The organism is Psychrobacillus sp. 05T411 (assembly GCF_056396485.1).
Genome location: NZ_JBFTLO010000025.1, coordinates 1 through 17794, shown reverse-complemented (window position 1 = coordinate 17794; position 17794 = coordinate 1). Strand labels below are relative to the sequence as shown.

Here is a 17794-nt window from a genome sequence, read left to right as displayed (position 1 = left end):
AGTGAAACAGTTACCAATTGTCTATCATAAAAAAATACTCGTATTAGGTTTGGCTAAAAGTGGTACGGCAGCAGCTGAAATTTTGCATGATTTAGGAGCTTTCGTCACAGTTAATGACGCAAAACCTTTTGATCAAAATGAAAATGCTCAGTATTTACTTTCTAAAGGGCTAACGGTTATATGCGGAAGTCATCCCGAGGATCTTTTAGACGAGGGATTCAGTCTTATAGTAAAGAACCCTGGTATTCCCTACACGAATCCCGTAATTACTGAAGCGAAAAAAAGAGCTATCCCCGTTTGGACGGAAGTGGAGCTGGCGTATCGCATAAGTGATGCCCCGATGATTGGTATTACAGGATCAAATGGAAAAACAACAACGACTACGCTTGTTTTTGAAATACTTAAACAAGGCGATAAACACCCATTGATCGCTGGGAATATCGGAACGGTAGCTAGCAGCGTAGCGAGGGATGCTACAAAAGAAAATACGATCGTAACGGAGCTTTCATCGTTTCAACTAATGGGGACAGAACAATTAAAGCCGAAAATTGCCATTTTGATGAATTTGTACGAAGCCCATTTAGATTATCATGCCGATTTCCAAGAATATACGGATGCTAAATTTAATATAACGAAAAACCAAGATGCGTCCGACTGGTTTATATTTAACGGGGAACAACAGCTTGTATTGGATTACGCAGAAAACAGTAATGCGATTAAAGTGCCGTTTTATGTGAGCAAGAAGACGAATGATGGCATTAGCGCGGATGAACAATTCGTATATTGGAATGGCGAAAAGTTATTTGACCGATCTTCCATCGCGCTTCGTGGAAAACATAATTTAGAAAATGTGTTAGCAGCAACTGCCACAGCACTATTAATGAATTGTACTTTGGAAGATATTATGGCAGTTCTTTCTACCTTTCACGGCGTAAAACATCGAACGCAATTTGTTCGGGAGTGGAAAAATCGGAAGTTTTATAATGATTCGAAAGCAACAAATGCACTTGCAACGAAAAGTGCACTAGAAGGCTTTTCAGAACCAGTTATTTTAATCGCTGGCGGTGTGGATAGGGGACACTCATTTGATGAACTGATCCCTCATTTACATCATGTTAAAGCGTTGGTTCACTACGGAGAAACAGCTGAGCGTTTACAAAAGTTTGGAGAGGAACAATCTATTCCGACAGTTATTCGAGTGAATAATTTAGTAGAAGCTATTGAAGAAGGGATCAAATCGTCGGGGGCAGGGGATGTCGTATTATTGTCACCTGCATGCGCAAGCTGGGATCAATACGCGAGCTTCGAGTTGCGTGGGGATGAATTTATCGAAAAAGTGATGGCATTAAAAGAGTAACGAAAGGATGAAATAATCGGAAGACAAAAGTAAAGTACTATTCGTTTCCTCCGTCCTATTTTTATCGATTATTGGCATTTTATTTGTACATTCTGCAGGTTCTTACTGGAGTGAGGTACATTATAAAGGTCAAATGCCATTCGCTGTGAAGCAAGCTGCTTATTTAATTGTAGGTATTGCGGTAGCCTTTTTTATCCGAAATAAAAGCATTATCCGCATTCCTACATTTTGGCAAGTTTTATATTTAATTTCTGTCGTATTATTAATAGGGGTATTAATCCCAGGAATAGGCGTCGTACGTAATGGTTCACAAAGTTGGATTCCGCTAGGCTTTATGAATTTCCAACCAGCGGAACTTGCTAAAATTGCTGTCTTAGGAGTATTAGCAAGTGCTTTGGCAAATGAGAAAAAGCCGAAAAAGATAATCTATTTTCAAAGTGCCCTTTTGCTTTTATTGCCTATCAGTTTGATCATGCTTCAACCGGATTTTGGATCTGCGTTTGTGTTAGTTGTAGCGGTATTCTTTTTATTGTTTGCTGCAGGTTTGTCGATCAAGTTTTTTTTAGCAATAGGGGCTGTTGGAGTTATTGGCTTTGTGGCATTGATCATTTCAGCACCATATAGACTTGTTCGAATTCAAGCTTTTCTTGACCCTTGGAAAGATCCTTTAGGTTCGGGATTCCAAGCGATTCAATCGTTACTAGCGATAGGACCAGCTGGTTTGTTTGGCTTTGGTTATGGGAATAGTAGACAAAAGTTTTTATATTTACCCGAACCACAAAATGATTTTATCTTTTCTATTTTATTAGAAGAGACAGGTTTTATCGGCGGTATAATCGTTATCAGCGCATTTCTTATTTTTTTTACGACGAGCTTTATGATGGCTGCGAAAGCCAAAACGAGAGAAGCGCAGTTAATGATTATTGCATTCACTTCGTTGTTAACTGTTCAAACGTTTTTAAATATGGGCGTTGTGACAGGGTTACTTCCTGTAACGGGTGTTACTTTGCCGTTTATAAGCTATGGTGGGTCATCACTTGTTATGACTTGGATTATTATTGGGATTATATTCAATTTGGCAAATACATCAAGAAACGAAGGGAGGCGGTAGAATGGAAAAAATCATCGATATTGAAGAGCGCATACCTACTTTTAAAGAACGTAGGAGACGTAGGACAAACAAAAAGTTTTCCATTCTACTTTTTCTCTTTGTCACGACACTCTTAATCGTTCTCTACTTTCAATCTGCCTATAGTCAAGTACAGGCAATAGAGCTCAAAGGTGCGCTGCTCGTTCCAAAAGAAAAGTATATCGAACAAAGTGCATTAAAATTAGGCGATTCGATGTGGGGATTTAAGGAAAAAAATATTGAAAAAACATTAGAACAAAATGAGTGGGTAAAATCTGCTGAAGTAAAACGCAACTGGTTGACGGAAGTACATATTCAAGTCGAGGAATACAAACAAATAGGATACGAGGAAAAAGATGGAATGCTTCAGATCATTTTGGAAAATGCCAAAGTGATTGAGACAGACGGACAAGTGTTGCCACTGGAAGGACCAATTTTTTCAGGGTTTAAAGAAGAAAAAGTTCGTTTAAGATTAATAAAAGAATTAGCCATCTTACAACCAGAAGTATTGCTAACTATTTCTCAAATCATATACACACCAACAGAAAATGATGCCTATTCCATACAAGTATTTATGAATGATGGCAATGAAATTAAAGCAATTATCCCGTCATTTGCCGAAAAGATGAATTATTATCCATCCATCGTATCGCAGTTAGATCCCGACGTTAAAGGCATTATCGATCTAGAGGTCGGCTCGTTCTTCCAACCATTTAAAGAGTTACACAATGAACAAACAGAAGAAGAGGTGATGGATCTTGAAGAAGAACCGCAAACACCTTAAGATTCCTTCCCGAGGTAGAATACTTATATCCTTAGTTAGTTTAGTTTTAGGTTTTATACTTGCCTACTCCTACAGTATGGCTGTAGAAAATGAATCTGAAAGTAATATAATGAGTCAAGGTTTTGTGGAACAGAGCAAATATAGAGAAGATTTAATTGAACAAAAAGAGAAAAATAAGGAACTATCGGAAGAAATAAATGAAAAACAGCAAGTGATTCGTGACTTGGAAAAATCATTTGCAAGTAGTGAAGAAAGTGTAGAGACATTTGTAAAAGAAGCAGAAAAGTTAAGGTTATTATTGGGGGATATTCCGGCACAAGGAAAGGGGATATCCGTTTCATTAGAAGATGGTGCGTATAACCCGTCTCAAGAAAATCCCAATGATTATATTGTTCATGAAAGTCATGTATTTAAAGTAGTGAACGAATTGAAGATTTCAGGAGCAGAAGCAATTTCTATTAATGGACAAAGACTTCGAGCGAATTCGTTTATCCGGTGTACTGGTCCTGTTATAACGATAGATGGGAAGGCATTCCCAGCACCATTTATAATTGAAGCAGTAGGAGATCCAGCTGTCCTACTTGCATCTGTCCAACTAGGTGGAGGCGTTTTAGACCAGCTAACAAGTGATCATATTGTCGTGACGGTGGAGGAAAAAGGGAAAATAACGATGCCAGCATTACGGGATGAAACAAGCTGACAAAATAAAGGAGGCCGAATAATGAAAAAAGCCGTCTATATTCGGTTTACAATCATTTTGTTAATAGTTGGTTTTATGATAGCCGTTCAATATAATACGGTACAAAATCCAGAAACGAGAGATACAAGAGACGTTTGGGCTATTCGTCAAGAACTAGCTAGAGAAACGGAATTACATTCAGAATTGTTATCGGAAGTACGTATGCTAGAACAAACAATTGGTAAATACGAAAACATGAGAAATGAAAGTCCTGAAATCGCATTAAACGATACAGTAAATCAATTGAAGAAAGATATCGGATTAGAGGAGTTTAATGGTCCGGGAATTACAATTACTGTTAAGCCATCATTAGAAAGTATCGCAGTAGGACAAGCTGTCGAAGGTATTTCTCCTGAATTACTTATTCGGTTGGTCAATGAAATTAATCGGTTTAAAGCAAAAGTGGTGGATATAGACGGGAAACGCATCATTTATTCGTCCGCGATAAGAGATGTGAATGGCAAAACTACCGTCAATAATTTAGCGATACGAAATGCACCTTTTACGATTAAAATTGGAACATCATCATTCGAAGATGCTAAAAAAATGTATAATCAATTAGCGGCTTCTGCTATTGGAGACGACTTTTACATCGATAATCTAACGTTAGAAATCGGGAATCCGGTAAACAATCTTACTATTTCTGGTTACGACCAAACGATCAATAATCAATTTTTAAAAGAGAATCCAGGAGGAGAGTAACGTATGTGGTTGCCATTATTAGGTTTAATACTCGGGATTTCACTTGGTCTTTTAACAGATATCCAAATTCCTGAAATATATGAAAGTTATTTGTCTATTGCTGTATTAGCTGCGCTCGATACGCTTTTTGGGGGAATTAGAGCACAATTACAACATGTATATGACGATAAGGTTTTTGTTTCTGGATTTTTCTTCAACATTGGACTCGCAGCTGCTCTTGCGTTTTTAGGGGTTCATCTTGGGGTAGATTTATATTTGGCCGCCATTTTTGCATTTGGTGTTCGGTTGTTCCAAAATATAGCAGTTATACGCCGTATTATATTGACAAAATGGTCGGAAAGAAAAAATATTTAAGTAATATGTATGAAAAATTAGAATATTTATCTATTACCTTATAAAGTTTTAGACTTTATGCGGTTTTTACACTAGAATAATAGTTAAAGAGTAAATAGGAGGTGCCACGGGTTGAATCAATCAGAATTGTACGTATCACTAGATATCGGGTCGTCTTCGATTAAAGTATTAATCGGCGAAATGAATGACGACTCGCTGCATGTAATAGGTGTAGGAAATGTAAAATCAAATGGTATTCGAAAAGGCACCATTGTTGATATAGACGCAACAGTTCAGTCTATTAAAAAAGCAATAAGCGAAGCGGAAAGAATGATTGGAATGTCTATTCATGAAATCGTTCTAGGAATTCCAGCGAATCTAGCAAATATACAAAATGTAAAAGGCGTAGTAGCCGTTAATAGAGAAGATAGAGAAATTACAGATGGTGATTTAGAACGTGTCATTGAGTCTGCTCAAGTAATGTCTATCCCTCCTGAAAGAGAATTGATCAATATTACACCGAAGCAATTTATCGTGGATCATCTAGAAGAAATAAAAGATCCTCGCGGGATGATCGGGACTCGATTAGAACTAGACGGTATTATGATGACTACATCGAAAACAATTTTACATAATGTGTTGCGATGTGTGGAAAGAGCTGGTCTGCAAATTAGAGAGATTTATTTGCAACCACTTGCAGGTGGGCATTTCGCTTTAACAGAAGATGAAAAAAATCATGGTACTGCCTATATTGATATCGGTGGTGGTTCTACTACAATTGCCATTTTCAACGAAGGGCATTTGATTAATACATCTGTTATCCCTGTAGGTGGAGATCATATTACAAAAGATTTATCGATTGTATTAAAGACACCAACGGAACAAGCGGAAATGATTAAGTTGAAGTATGGACATGCTTTTTATGATGATGCTTCTGATGATGAACTGTTTGAAGTCCCAGTAATTGGAGCAGATATGAAAGAGCAGTATTCTCAGCGCTATATTGCAGAGATCATCGGTGTTCGTCTAGAAGAATTATTTGAATTGGTGTTAGAAGAGTTTTATAGAATGGGTCTCCTAGATCTACCTGGTGGTGTCGTTATAACTGGTGGCGTTTCTAAATTGGATGGAATAGCTCAATTAGCCAGACATATTCTACAAACAAGAGTGAGATTGTATACACCAGATTATATTGGGGTACGTGAACCACAATACACGACTGCTGTTGGTCTTATAAGATATGCCTATAAAGAAGATCTTTTCTATGGTAAAATTGGTAATAGCCAAGCATTAGCACAAATGGCTAGTAGTGAAGCAGTTTCAAGTCCTAAAAAACAAAAACAAACTGTTCAAAATTCGACAAATGAAAACAAACAGAGCGCAATGTCAAAAGCGAAGAAATTTTTCGACAAATTTTTTGAATAACAAACCTTTATCATAGCTCAAGAGAATATAGGAGGCAATAGCATGTTAGAATTCGAAACAAGTGAAGATCAATTAGCCGTTATTAAAGTTATTGGAGTAGGTGGCGGCGGTAACAATGCAGTAAATCGAATGATTGAACATGGAGTTCAAGGAGTAGATTTCATCGCTGTTAATACAGATGCGCAAGCATTAAAAATGTCAGAAGCTGAAGTGAAATTACAAATCGGTGGTAAGCTCACTCGCGGATTAGGAGCAGGTGCAAATCCAGAAGTCGGTAAAAAAGCAGCAGAAGAAAGCAAGGAACTAATTGAGGAAGCATTAAAAGGCGCTGACATGGTATTCGTCACAGCTGGAATGGGTGGAGGAACTGGTACTGGTGCTGCCCCTGTAATCGCTCAAATTGCACGTGATTTAGGCGCATTAACTGTCGGTGTTGTAACGCGACCATTTACTTTTGAAGGTCGTAAACGCTCTACCCAAGCGGTAGGTGGTATTGGTATGATGAAAGAAGCGGTGGATACGTTAATCGTTATTCCAAATGATCGCTTATTGGAAATCGTAGATAAAAATACGCCGATGCTAGAAGCATTTAGAGAAGCAGATAATGTATTACGTCAAGGGGTACAAGGTATTTCTGATTTAATAGCCGTTCCAGGACTTATCAACTTAGACTTTGCCGATGTTAAAACGATTATGTCTGATAAAGGCGCAGCACTTATGGGTATTGGTATATCCTCCGGTGAAAATCGTGCAGCAGAAGCAGCGAAAAAAGCAATTTCCAGTCCACTTCTTGAAACGTCTATTGACGGTGCAACTGGAGTATTGATGAATATTACTGGTGGCTCTAATTTAAGTTTGTTCGAAGTACAAGAGGCTGCTGATATTGTTGCATCTGCTTCGGATGAAGAAGTGAACATGATCTTCGGTTCGGTTATTAATGATAATTTGAAAGATGAAATTGTTGTAACAGTAATCGCAACTGGTTTCAATGAAGAACTAATTATGCAAAAACAACCAAGATCTTCAGGCTTTGGAGGAAGCAGAACACAACAAGCTGCTCCAACTACTCCAATCCGTGAACAACGTAAAGAAGAAATACAACAACCAGTACAACATGAACGCCAAGAACGTCAAGTGCCTAACCATTCGCAAGAGGATGCACTAGACATTCCAACGTTCTTGAGAAATCGTCAACGTCGTTAATATATAATTTTAGATGAAGCTATTTCCCAATTCGAACAACATCGAATGGGAGATAGCTTTTTTGTTTAGAAAGTTTCATAGAGCATGTCATTTTCTATGGGACAGAGTATAGGGATAATGCATCGTAAAAGACCTATTAGGTGACCGCTAGGATTTTCGCTGCAGTCGTACGCTTTCCACCGGGTAAGCGATGAGCCTTCACCGCCGCTTAGGCGGACGTTGTGAAGTCTCATTTTGCTCTGGTAGAGGAACAAAGGCTAAGAGCGCCACATCATGTGGCAACGCCTTCGTGACCAACATCCTGTTGGCCTCCGGTAGGAGTCGACGCCTGCAGCGAAAATAAATGGATATTGCTTACCTATTCAGTATCGACTTGCCAAAAACAGGTTATTATCCAATTTATTCATTTCACGCATCCAGAAAATGGCTAAGTGCAACAGATAGGTCCCTGAAAGCAATCAATTCTATTCCGAAAGCAATCAAACCAACATGAGAGCAACCAAATCGCCAGTGAAAGCAACCAATTCTCAAAACAGCAAGTTGACTTGGGACGAGACGACGATAATTTCAACCCATTATTGGGGTAATATGTATAAATGACCGTCCAACTAGCGAGATTAATACTTTCTAGATTAGTTTGTCGTTTTCAACCACTTTTTGTTAATATAGTCACTTCATAAATTAATATTTTCGATTGATTTTTGCGGAAAGGCGGCGACTCCTACGGGATGAGTGAGCATAATGAGACTTCACAACGTACGCGCAAGCGGCGGCGATGGCTCATCGCTCACCCCGTGGAAAGCGTCCGCCCTGCAGCGGAAATTCTAGCGGTCACTACGTCGCAGTTTCCCAATATAGTGAACTATCCATTATATAGGTAGTTTTTTTATTATGTTTTTTGTCGTTAAAAAAGACGCTTTTCCACCGTTCTTTTGACAAAGTTTTTAAAAGTGACATGGTACCATTTAGTAAAAAAGGGGGGAGAATCATGTACGCGGAAGTCATGATTGCAACTAATACTTTTTTCAACTATACCGTGTTAGCATTTGCAAACAAAATTGGTTGGATAGAAAACCAAAAAAGATATTTGTTCCTTTCGGCGTTTACTGCAGGAGTGATTACAGTCATTTTCTCTCATCATGTAAGTACAGTTATTTTATCTTTTTTTGTGATGATCGGCATTGCTTTTTGGAAGAAACGAACACAAATCGTAAAAGCAATTACATTAACATTACTAGCGAGCATTTTCGCAGGTGGCTTATTAACCGCAATCGCACCAATGTATAGCAATAGTAGTAACATATTTATGATTGTAAATTTCGCGTTAATTGCAATTGGTGGACTGTACTTCTTAACGAAACATGTGCTTCATTTAAATATTTCAAGTGCAGAAAGAGAGTTATTATACGCATCTCATATAACTTTGTTTGGGGAAACAAAGGAGCTAACTCTTTTTATAGACTCAGGGAATGTATGTAAAGAACCACTTTCGAATGATCCAGTACATTTTGTTGCGGCAGAAGTATTACAAGATGTATTACCAACTGAATTGTTTGAAACGATTAGCAAGTGGGAGTTCGAAAAAGATAAAGGACTGGACAAACTCTCCAAAGAATATGCAACAAAATTACGTTTAATACCAATATCGACTATACAAAAAGAGAAAACTTGGGTAATTGGGATAAAGTACGAGGAATGGATTGTAAATGACCTGCCCTTACCAAAAGGTTATATCGTCATGACAAGGGTAAAAGATAAATTTCCACATGGAGCAGACGGAATTTTGCATAGTTCTTCTTATTTCCATTTAAAGAAAAGGAGTGTTAGATAATGCTGTTGAGATTATGGCGTCGATTATATTATTGGATATTATCATTTAAAAGAAGCGGAGTACATTATATTGGTGGCAATGAATCATTACCAAAACCGCTATCAAGGGAAGAAGAACGTGAAATGCTCTTAGCTTTTATGGATGGAGACGAGCATGCGCGAGATGTATTAATCGAACGAAACTTAAGACTTGTCGTGTATATTGCACGAAGATTTGATCAAACGAATACAAATATCGAGGATCTCATTAGTATCGGTTCTATTGGGCTGATTAAAGCAGTCGAAACCTTTAATCTCGATAAAGGAATTAAACTAGCTACATATGCGTCCAGATGTATCGAAAACGAAATATTAATGCACTTAAGAAAAACAAATCGCATGAAATCAGAAGTTTCTTTTGATGAACCATTAAACTCTGATTCGGATGGGAATGAACTTCTTTTATCCGATATTTTAGGAACAAGTGAAGATTTAATCATAGAAGATGTGGAAAAAAAGCTGGAAAGACAACATGTGTTTGAAGCGATTAATTTACTTGGAAATCGGGAAAAATATATTATGCAATGTCGTTTCGGGCTTAATGGAAAAGAAGAAATGACGCAAAAAGAAGTAGCGGATCATTTAGGCATTTCACAGTCTTATATATCTCGCTTAGAAAAGAAAATAATATTAGATTTAAAAGAGCTGTTAAATGAACCAATTGCATAATGGTTGAAATTGGATTCTACACCTCGGAATAATCTTCACTCTAGCGGACAAACTGACTAAGAACCAATTAAAAAGTCCGGAGGAAGATCTATGACGAGAACAAAAGTAGAATTATGCGGCATTGATACATCTAAGCTTCCTTTACTTAAGCATGAAGAAATGAAAGAATTGTTTATCAGGTTACAAGCAGGTGAAGTGTCGGTTAAGGAAGAGCTGGTTATGTGTAATTTAAGGCTAGTGTTAAGTCTTGTTCAACGATTTGCATATCGCGGCGAACAAGCAGATGATCTGTTCCAGGTTGGATGTATCGGTTTGATTAAGTCTATTGAAAATTTTGACCTTAAGCATAACGTTCGTTTTTCTACGTATGCTGTTCCGATGATTATTGGAGAAATTAAAAGACATTTACGCGATCATCACTCTGTGCGTGTTTCTAGATCGTTACGAGATATTGCCTATAAAGCGATGAAAGCAAAAGAACAATATATAAATGAACATTTACAAGAACCAACATTGGAAGACTTATCGAAAATATTAGAAATACCAGTGGAAGATATATTACTTTCTTTGGATGCTATTCAAGATCCAGTTTCCCTCCAAGAACCTATTTTTAGTGATGGAGGGGACGCTATTTATATGATGGACCAATTATGTGATAATGATGTATCAGAAGATCAATGGGTAACCTACTTTACAGTAAAAGAAAGCTTCCAAAACTTGGATGCAAGACAAAAGAAAATATTAACGAAAAGAATATACTACGGAGCAACACAAACAGAAATCGCCATGGATTTAGGATTATCTCAAGCCCAAATTTCCCGTTTGGAAAAAAGTGCTTTGTCTACAATCCAAAGCCATTTAAACCCTAAATGATTCCTGTTCAATAGTTAAGACGAAAAATAGACGAAACGCTTTTTCTGCATAGAAGAAGCGTTTTTTTCCGATTTCATTCATACAATGTGTTAAAAGGAGGTTAACAATGAAGTTTTCTGATGCACAGCAGAAAGAAGTAATTGAAGCGAGCAGCGGCCAATTATTAGGATTTATTGTCGATGCGGAAATTGATAAAGAAAGCGGGCGTATTGTTTCATTTATCGTGGAGACCAGTGGAGCATATCCGACTTTCTTTAATAAAAAAAGAGAAACTAAAAAAATAGCTGTTGAAAATATAGCTATAATTGGAAAAGATGTAATAATTGTTTCAAGAAACATAGAATAGGCAAGTTTCATCATTGATAAATCAGCGTTTCATTGATACAATAAAGAAAATATTGATGATGAAAAGTTGGTTTTCATATGACAAACGTAGAACAAAATTTAAAACAAATAAAACAATGTATTCAAGATGCTTGTAACCGTTCCGACCGAAAAATGGAAGATGTTACGATTATTGCAGTGACGAAAGAAGTTTCTGTGGACCGTACAAAAGAAGTAATCGCTACTGGCATAACCCATCTGGGAGAAAATAGACCAGATGGACTTAAGAACAAATTAGATGCCATTTCAGACAATGTCAAATGGCATTACATAGGAACGTTACAAACTAGAAAAGTAAAGTCAGTTATTAACGAAGTAGATTATTTGCATTCGCTTGACCGCATTAGTTTAGCAGACGAAATAGAAAAAAGAGCGACATTGACGAAAGATTGTTTTGTACAAGTAAATGTATCCGAAGAAGAGTCAAAACATGGTCTTTCTATCGAAGAAGCAGAAAATTTTATAAATGAGTTAGAAAACTATTCCCGTATTCGTGTCATTGGATTGATGACAATGGCCCCTAATACGGATGATGATTCGGTTATACGTAAAGTCTTTCGTAGGCTAAAAGCACTACAAGAAAAGATTGCAGCCAAACAGTTAACCCATGCTCCTTGTACAGAATTATCGATGGGAATGTCCGGAGACTATGAAATTGCAATTGAAGAAGGTGCTACATTTATAAGAGTTGGTACAGCATTAGTAGGTAAAGAGAGGGAGGAAATTAAATGAGCATGAAAGACTGGATGAAAAATTTCTTCTACTTAGACGAAGAGGAAGAAACTTCAGCAACACAGCAGCCTAAACCTCAGCAACAACCAGTAGAAAGTCAAATGCGACAACAACCGGCTAAGTCTCCTGCAAAAGAGCGTAAATTTAATACGACACCTAAAGAAATGACTGTACCAAATTTAGTAAGCATTCAAAATGTGCAAAAGTCTTCCAAAGTAATGTTAATAGAGCCACGTGTGTATGCGGAAGCACAGGATATTTCAGAGCATTTGAAAAGTAAAAAAGCGGTTATCGTAAACTTACAACGTATCGATAAAGATCAAGGAATCAGAATCATCGACTTTTTAAGCGGAACCGTATATGCTTTAGGTGGAGATATCCAACGAGTTGGGACTGATATTTTCCTGTGTGCACCTGATTCTGTCGAAGTAGCTGGAGCCATTTCGGATTATTATTATAACGATTTAGATTAATAGAGGAGCAATTTAAACTATGGTTTTATTTTTATATTTACTAAGTAACGCAGTAACCATCTATACGTATGCATTGATTATTTATATTTTAATGTCATGGGTACCAAGTATCCAACAATCGGCTGTCGGAAAGTTTTTCGGAAGAATTTGCGATCCCTATTTAGATATATTCCGTAAAATCATCCCTCCACTAGGTATGATTGATATTTCTCCAATTGTCGCTATTTTTGCTTTACGACTTGCAATGAGTGGAGTATCGTATCTTTTTCTAGCATTTATTTAAACCTCACATTTGTGGGGTTTTTATTATACATAAGGAGATAAACTCAAATGGAACATGTATTACAGCATTTTAGGAAAGAAGAGCAGCCTTTTATAGAGCAGGTAGTAAGTATGGTGCATGAAGTAGAACATAGGTATGCCCCGAAGTTATTGGACTTTTTAGATCCAAGACAGCAATTTATCGTCGATTCGATTCGAAGACAATATGAAGGAATCGAATCAACAGCAAGCGGCGCACTAGATGTTGCAGAACGAAAAAGAGTATTATTGTATCCTTCTTATTTTGTACCTACGACAGAAGATTTTTCTATGTGTGTGGTAGAAGTGAAATATCCGACGAAATTCGTTACATTAAAGCATAAGGATGTTTTAGGATCTATGATGTCTTTAGGCATTGATCGGAGTAAATTTGGGGATATTCGGGTTGTGGAAGGTGCCATTCAATTTGTCGTTGCTGCAGAAGTTTTAGACTATGTTCGAGCGAACTTTACATCTATTGGAAAAGTGAAAGTACAAATAGAAATGGTAGAGGATCCACTTAACTATTTCGGGCAGTCAGAAGAATGGCTAACCGAGACATTGACGGTAAGCTCTTTACGTTTAGATACGGTGCTTTCTGCTGTTTTCAATATTTCCCGTCAAAAATCAGCTAACCTAATTTCAAGCGGAAAAGTGAAAGTAAATTGGGCAGAGAAAGATCAGACGTCTATGGAATTACAGGAACTGGACTTACTTTCTGTTCGCGGATTGGGACGAGTTAAATTATTAATKATTGAAGGAAGAACAAAAAAAGATAAAATACGACTTCAAATAGGTCGTTTAGAGCAAAAAAAATAAATTTATACAAGAAACTTCGAATTTTAGATGTTTTCCCTCATTCGTAAATGTATAATAGAGAAAAGAATGATAGTCTAGTCAAAGGAGATGGAACAAATGCCACTAACACCACTTGATATACATAACAAGGAATTTAGTAAAGGATTTCGAGGGTATAATGAGGATGAAGTAAACGAATTCCTTGATCAAATAATGAAAGATCTTGAAATCTTATTAAAAGAAAAAAAAGATCTGGAAACCAAATTAAAATCTTCAAGCGAAAAAGTTGGGCATTTCACATCGATTGAAGAGACTTTACATAAGTCTATCGTTGTAGCACAGGAAGCTGCGGAAGAAGTACGAAGAAACTCGCAAAAAGAAGCGAAGTTAATCGTGAAAGAAGCAGAAAAAAATGCCGACCGAATTGTCAATGAGGCACTATCCAAAGCAAGAAGAGTTGCAATTGAAATTGAGGACTTGAAAAAGCAGTCCAAAGTTTTCCGTAATCGTTTTAAAATGCTAGTAGAAGCACAACTCGATTTGATCAATACAGATGACTGGAATCATTTAATGGAGTATGATGTGGATACCGAGAGCCTTGATCGAGTTTCAGCAACAGAAGATTAATACAATTCTTGACTGATGGACTTACATTTTCTATAATGATTTCATATCATATAAAATATGCGTTGAAAAAGACGTCTAAAATAATTTTCGAATTAGCGACTTGAGGATGGTGAAAGCTCAAGCAATAAAATTATTTAGATTATCACTTTGGAGCAAGGACACCGAAAAAAGAAAGTAAGTGTCTTCGGTTTATGTCCCGTTATGGCATACTAAGCGGCGATTTTTTCATAAAATCGCAAGTAGGGTGGTACCGCGAGTTCAAACTTCTCGTCCCTTTTTGGGATGAGGAGTTTTTTTGTTTTTTAGCCCAACTACAAATGCGCTTGCGCTTTTCTTAAAATTAGGAGGAATTTAAATGGAATACAAAGACACGTTATTAATGCCGAAAACAGATTTCCCAATGCGTGGAAATCTACCTGCAAATGAGCCAAAAATGCAAGAAAAATGGAACGAAATGGACATTAACAAATTACAACTAGAACGTACAAAGGATCTACCAGAATTCATCCTACATGATGGTCCTCCATATGCGAACGGAGATATTCATATCGGGCATGCATTAAACAAAGTGTTAAAAGATATGATCACTCGTCATCGTTCTATGACTGGTTACCACGTGCCTTACATTCCAGGTTGGGATACCCACGGATTACCAATCGAGCAAGCGTTAACTAATAAAGGGGTAAAACGCAAAGAAATGTCCGTTGCAGAATTCCGTGAACTTTGCGAAAAATATGCCTATGAACAAATCGACAACCAACGTGAACAATTCCGTCGTCTAGGTGTTCGCGGTGATTGGGAAAATCCTTATATTTCATTAAAACCAGAATTCGAAGCTCGCCAAATTGAAGTATTCGGTAAAATGGCTGAAAAAGGCTATATTTATAAAGGCTTAAAACCAGTTTACTGGTCACCATCTTCGGAATCTGCACTAGCAGAAGCAGAAATTGAGTACCAAGACAAAAAATCACCATCTATTTATGTAAGCTTCGAAGTAAAAGATGCAAAAGATGTTGTACCAGCAGATGCAAAATTCATCATCTGGACGACAACTCCTTGGACAATTCCAGCAAACTTAGGTATTTCCGTGCATCCAGAATTCACTTATGTTGTAGTACAAGTCGCGGACAATAAGTTCATTGTAGCAAAAGACTTACTAACATCATTAGCGGAAACTTTAGAGTGGGAAGCATATGAAGTGCTACAAGAAGTAAAAGGTTCAGACCTAGAATACGTTGTAGCCAAGCATCCAATTTATGATCGTGATTCTCTTGTCATGGTAGGGGAGCATGTAACGGCAGATGCTGGTACTGGTTGCGTTCATACAGCACCTGGCCACGGGGAAGATGACTATTTAATCGGAAAACAATATGGTCTAGATATTTTAAGCCCTGTAGATAATCGCGGTTGCTATACAGATGAAGCGCCTGGCTTTGAAGGATTATTTTATGACGATGCAAACAAAGTCGTAACAGAAAAATTAAAAGAACTAGGACGACTTGAAAAACTAACTTTCTTTACGCATTCTTATCCACATGACTGGCGTACGAAAAAACCAGTTATTTATCGTGCAACACCACAATGGTTTGCTTCTATTGATGCATTCCGTGATGAATTATTACAAGCAGTTCGCGAAACAGCGTTTACACCAGCATGGGGTGAAACACGTCTGTACAATATGATTCGCGACCGCGGAGACTGGGTTATTTCTCGTCAACGTGCATGGGGTGTGCCGATTCCAATTTTCTACGCGGAAAACGGAGAGCCAATCATCACGCCAGAAACAATTGCGAATGTTTCTACATTGTTCCGCGAGCATGGTTCTAATATTTGGTTCCAAAGAGAAGCGAAAGATTTATTACCACAAGGGTTTACACACCCAGGTAGTCCAAATGGTCACTTTACGAAAGAAAACGATATTATGGACGTTTGGTTCGACTCAGGGTCTTCTCACCAAGGAGTACTCGTAGAGCGTGGTCTGAAATATCCAGCAGACCTATACTTAGAAGGATCTGACCAATATCGTGGCTGGTTTAACTCATCACTTATTACAAGTGTTGCGATTAATGGATACGCACCGTACAAAGGATTGCTTTCTCACGGCTTCGTTTTAGACGGAGAAGGTCGCAAAATGAGTAAGTCAGTTGGAAATGTAATTCTTCCATCTAAAGTAATGAACCAATACGGCGCAGATATTTTACGATTATGGGTTGCATCGGTCGATTATACAGGCGACGTTCGAATTTCAATGGACATGTTGAAACAAGTTTCAGAAGTATATCGTAAAATTCGTAACACATTCCGTTTCCTACATGGTAACGTGACAGACTTTAACCCTACAACAGATCGTGTTGCATATGAAAACTTACGCGAAATGGATAAATACGTGTTCATGCGATTGCAGGATGTATTAAAAACAGCTCGCGCGGCATATGATCGCTACGATTTTGCAGCAGTTTACCACGCTGTAAACAATTTTGTTGCGGGTGAGTTAAGCTCCTTCTATTTAGATGTTGCGAAAGATGTTGTATACATTTACGGAGAAAATCATCCAGATCGTCGTGCGATGCAAACAGTAATGTATGATACTTTACTTACATTGTTAAAAGTAATGACACCGATTTTACCGCATACGACAGATGAGCTTTGGTCTTATTTAGAGTATGAAACAGAAGCAAGTATTCAATTAACGGATATGCCGGATGCGGTACAATATCCAGATTTCGAAGAACTAGCTACTAAATGGACGAAGATTATGGACTTACGTGACGATGTGTTAAAAGCATTAGAAGAAGCACGTAATGCAAAAACAATTGGTAAATCATTAGAAGCAAAAGTAACTTTATATGTGAAAGATGAATATAAATCGTTGTTTGAAACAGATGCAATTGATTTTGCACAGTTGTTTATCGTATCAAAATTTGAGTTAGTAGAAACTGCTGCTGAAAATAGTCTTGTACTGGAGCATGCTTCGGTATTAGTTGAAAAAGCAGATGGCGAAAAATGTGAACGCTGCTGGACTATTTCGGAAACGGTTGGTACAAATGAAAAACATGCAACATTATGTACGCGCTGTGCAGATGTTGTAGAAGAAAATTATATGTAATTAGTAAATGTGGTCCTTTTAGTAGGACCACGTTTTTTTATGTTCTAAGAAATTGTAAAGCATATATTTTATATTAAGCACGGTGTAGGGATACTGCGTGGTAGTGCGTTGACTAGCGACCGCTATGATTTTCGCAGCAGGACGGACGCTTTCCGTGGGGTGAGTGATGAGCCTTCACCGCCGCTTGCGCGTACGTTGTGAAGTCTCATCTTACTCAGGCAGAGGAACAAAGGCTAAGAACGCCACATCGTGTGGCAACGCCTTCGTGACCAACATCGTGTTGGCGTTGGC

The 17794-nt window shown here is 37.6% G+C and carries 17 protein-coding genes, 1 pseudogene and 1 other annotated feature; all 18 genes and pseudogenes read left to right on the top strand.

Annotated elements, in window-relative coordinates; genetic code table 11:
• The first annotated feature begins 1 nt into the window (after position 1).
• The 18 genes and pseudogenes from murD to ileS all read left to right on the top strand — a co-directional run bounded on the left by murD (position 2) and on the right by ileS (position 17503).
• Positions 2–1357: a UDP-N-acetylmuramoyl-L-alanine--D-glutamate ligase gene (murD, locus tag AC1DFT_RS16280; RefSeq protein ID WP_478159943.1), complete on the top strand. Its 1356-nt coding sequence runs from the start codon at positions 2–4 to the stop codon at positions 1355–1357.
• Positions 1358–1412: 55 nt separating this feature from the next.
• A pseudogene (locus AC1DFT_RS16275) lies at positions 1413–2468 on the top strand (FtsW/RodA/SpoVE family cell cycle protein); the annotation flags it as partial.
• A gap of 1 nt (position 2469) precedes the next feature.
• A complete protein-coding gene (locus AC1DFT_RS16270; RefSeq protein ID WP_478159941.1) occupies positions 2470–3270 on the top strand; it encodes a cell division protein FtsQ/DivIB in 801 nt (266 codons plus the stop codon).
• A gap of 109 nt (positions 3271–3379) precedes the next feature.
• The gene (locus AC1DFT_RS16265) at positions 3380–3970 is read left to right on the top strand and encodes a DUF881 domain-containing protein (protein WP_478159939.1); all 591 of its coding nucleotides are present in this window, start codon (positions 3380–3382) and stop codon (positions 3968–3970) included.
• A gap of 21 nt (positions 3971–3991) precedes the next feature.
• Complete coding sequence (locus AC1DFT_RS16260; RefSeq protein ID WP_478159937.1) at positions 3992–4711, top strand: DUF881 domain-containing protein; 720 nt, start codon at positions 3992–3994, stop codon at positions 4709–4711.
• Positions 4712–4714: 3 nt separating this feature from the next.
• Complete coding sequence (locus AC1DFT_RS16255; RefSeq protein WP_478159935.1) at positions 4715–5065, top strand: small basic family protein; 351 nt, start codon at positions 4715–4717, stop codon at positions 5063–5065.
• Positions 5066–5176: 111 nt separating this feature from the next.
• A complete protein-coding gene (gene ftsA, locus AC1DFT_RS16250) occupies positions 5177–6469 on the top strand; it encodes a cell division protein FtsA (RefSeq protein ID WP_478159933.1) in 1293 nt (430 codons plus the stop codon).
• A gap of 42 nt (positions 6470–6511) precedes the next feature.
• Entirely contained in the window at positions 6512–7672 is a 1161-nt protein-coding gene (gene ftsZ, locus AC1DFT_RS16245) for a cell division protein FtsZ (RefSeq protein ID WP_478159931.1), read from the top strand.
• Positions 7673–8660: 988 nt separating this feature from the next.
• Entirely contained in the window at positions 8661–9503 is an 843-nt protein-coding gene (locus AC1DFT_RS16240; protein ID WP_478159929.1) for a sigma-E processing peptidase SpoIIGA, read from the top strand.
• On the top strand, positions 9503–10210 hold the full coding sequence (gene sigE / locus AC1DFT_RS16235; protein WP_478159927.1) for an RNA polymerase sporulation sigma factor SigE: 708 nt from the start codon (positions 9503–9505) through the stop codon (positions 10208–10210). The genes AC1DFT_RS16240 and sigE overlap by 1 nt, the downstream gene beginning before the upstream one ends.
• 90 nt (positions 10211–10300) lie before the next feature.
• The gene (gene sigG / locus AC1DFT_RS16230; protein WP_478159925.1) at positions 10301–11083 is read left to right on the top strand and encodes an RNA polymerase sporulation sigma factor SigG; all 783 of its coding nucleotides are present in this window, start codon (positions 10301–10303) and stop codon (positions 11081–11083) included.
• A 106-nt stretch (positions 11084–11189) separates the two neighbouring features.
• Positions 11190–11429 (top strand): YlmC/YmxH family sporulation protein, encoded by a 240-nt coding sequence (locus AC1DFT_RS16225; RefSeq protein WP_478159923.1) that lies wholly within the window; start codon positions 11190–11192, stop codon positions 11427–11429.
• Positions 11430–11506: 77 nt separating this feature from the next.
• Positions 11507–12199, top strand: a complete 693-nt coding sequence (locus AC1DFT_RS16220; protein WP_478159921.1) for a YggS family pyridoxal phosphate-dependent enzyme — start codon at positions 11507–11509, stop codon at positions 12197–12199.
• Positions 12196–12672: a cell division protein SepF gene (locus AC1DFT_RS16215; protein WP_478159919.1), complete on the top strand. Its 477-nt coding sequence runs from the start codon at positions 12196–12198 to the stop codon at positions 12670–12672. Before AC1DFT_RS16220 ends, AC1DFT_RS16215 begins: the two co-directional genes overlap by 4 nt.
• A gap of 19 nt (positions 12673–12691) precedes the next feature.
• Positions 12692–12955 (top strand): YggT family protein, encoded by a 264-nt coding sequence (locus tag AC1DFT_RS16210; protein ID WP_478159917.1) that lies wholly within the window; start codon positions 12692–12694, stop codon positions 12953–12955.
• A 47-nt stretch (positions 12956–13002) separates the two neighbouring features.
• Positions 13003–13791, top strand: coding sequence for a YlmH family RNA-binding protein (locus AC1DFT_RS16205; RefSeq protein WP_478159915.1), 789 nt, complete (start codon positions 13003–13005; stop codon positions 13789–13791).
• Between the two features lie 96 nt (positions 13792–13887).
• Entirely contained in the window at positions 13888–14397 is a 510-nt protein-coding gene (locus AC1DFT_RS16200) for a DivIVA domain-containing protein (protein ID WP_478159913.1), read from the top strand.
• Positions 14398–14450: 53 nt separating this feature from the next.
• Positions 14451–14675 (top strand) — a binding site (T-box leader).
• A 77-nt stretch (positions 14676–14752) separates the two neighbouring features.
• Complete coding sequence (gene ileS / locus AC1DFT_RS16195) at positions 14753–17503, top strand: isoleucine--tRNA ligase (RefSeq protein WP_478159911.1); 2751 nt, start codon at positions 14753–14755, stop codon at positions 17501–17503.
• Positions 17504–17794: the final 291 nt, after the last annotated feature.

Excerpts from the sequence above, each read along its gene's own strand:
- AC1DFT_RS16270 (WP_478159941.1), top strand. The coding sequence starts at position 2,470 with ATGGAAAAAATCATCGATATTGAAGAGCGCATACCTACTTTTAAAGAA.
- AC1DFT_RS16265 (WP_478159939.1), top strand. The coding sequence starts at position 3,380 with ATGAGTCAAGGTTTTGTGGAACAGAGCAAATATAGAGAAGATTTAATT.
- AC1DFT_RS16260 (WP_478159937.1), top strand. The coding sequence starts at position 3,992 with ATGAAAAAAGCCGTCTATATTCGGTTTACAATCATTTTGTTAATAGTT.
- AC1DFT_RS16255 (WP_478159935.1), top strand. The coding sequence starts at position 4,715 with ATGTGGTTGCCATTATTAGGTTTAATACTCGGGATTTCACTTGGTCTT.
- ftsZ (WP_478159931.1), top strand. The coding sequence starts at position 6,512 with ATGTTAGAATTCGAAACAAGTGAAGATCAATTAGCCGTTATTAAAGTT.
- AC1DFT_RS16240 (WP_478159929.1), top strand. The coding sequence starts at position 8,661 with ATGTACGCGGAAGTCATGATTGCAACTAATACTTTTTTCAACTATACC.
- sigE (WP_478159927.1), top strand. The coding sequence starts at position 9,503 with ATGCTGTTGAGATTATGGCGTCGATTATATTATTGGATATTATCATTT.
- sigG (WP_478159925.1), top strand. The coding sequence starts at position 10,301 with ATGACGAGAACAAAAGTAGAATTATGCGGCATTGATACATCTAAGCTT.
- AC1DFT_RS16225 (WP_478159923.1), top strand. The coding sequence starts at position 11,190 with ATGAAGTTTTCTGATGCACAGCAGAAAGAAGTAATTGAAGCGAGCAGC.
- AC1DFT_RS16220 (WP_478159921.1), top strand. The coding sequence starts at position 11,507 with ATGACAAACGTAGAACAAAATTTAAAACAAATAAAACAATGTATTCAA.
- AC1DFT_RS16215 (WP_478159919.1), top strand. The coding sequence starts at position 12,196 with ATGAGCATGAAAGACTGGATGAAAAATTTCTTCTACTTAGACGAAGAG.
- AC1DFT_RS16210 (WP_478159917.1), top strand. The coding sequence starts at position 12,692 with ATGGTTTTATTTTTATATTTACTAAGTAACGCAGTAACCATCTATACG.
- AC1DFT_RS16200 (WP_478159913.1), top strand. The coding sequence starts at position 13,888 with ATGCCACTAACACCACTTGATATACATAACAAGGAATTTAGTAAAGGA.
- ileS (WP_478159911.1), top strand. The coding sequence starts at position 14,753 with ATGGAATACAAAGACACGTTATTAATGCCGAAAACAGATTTCCCAATG.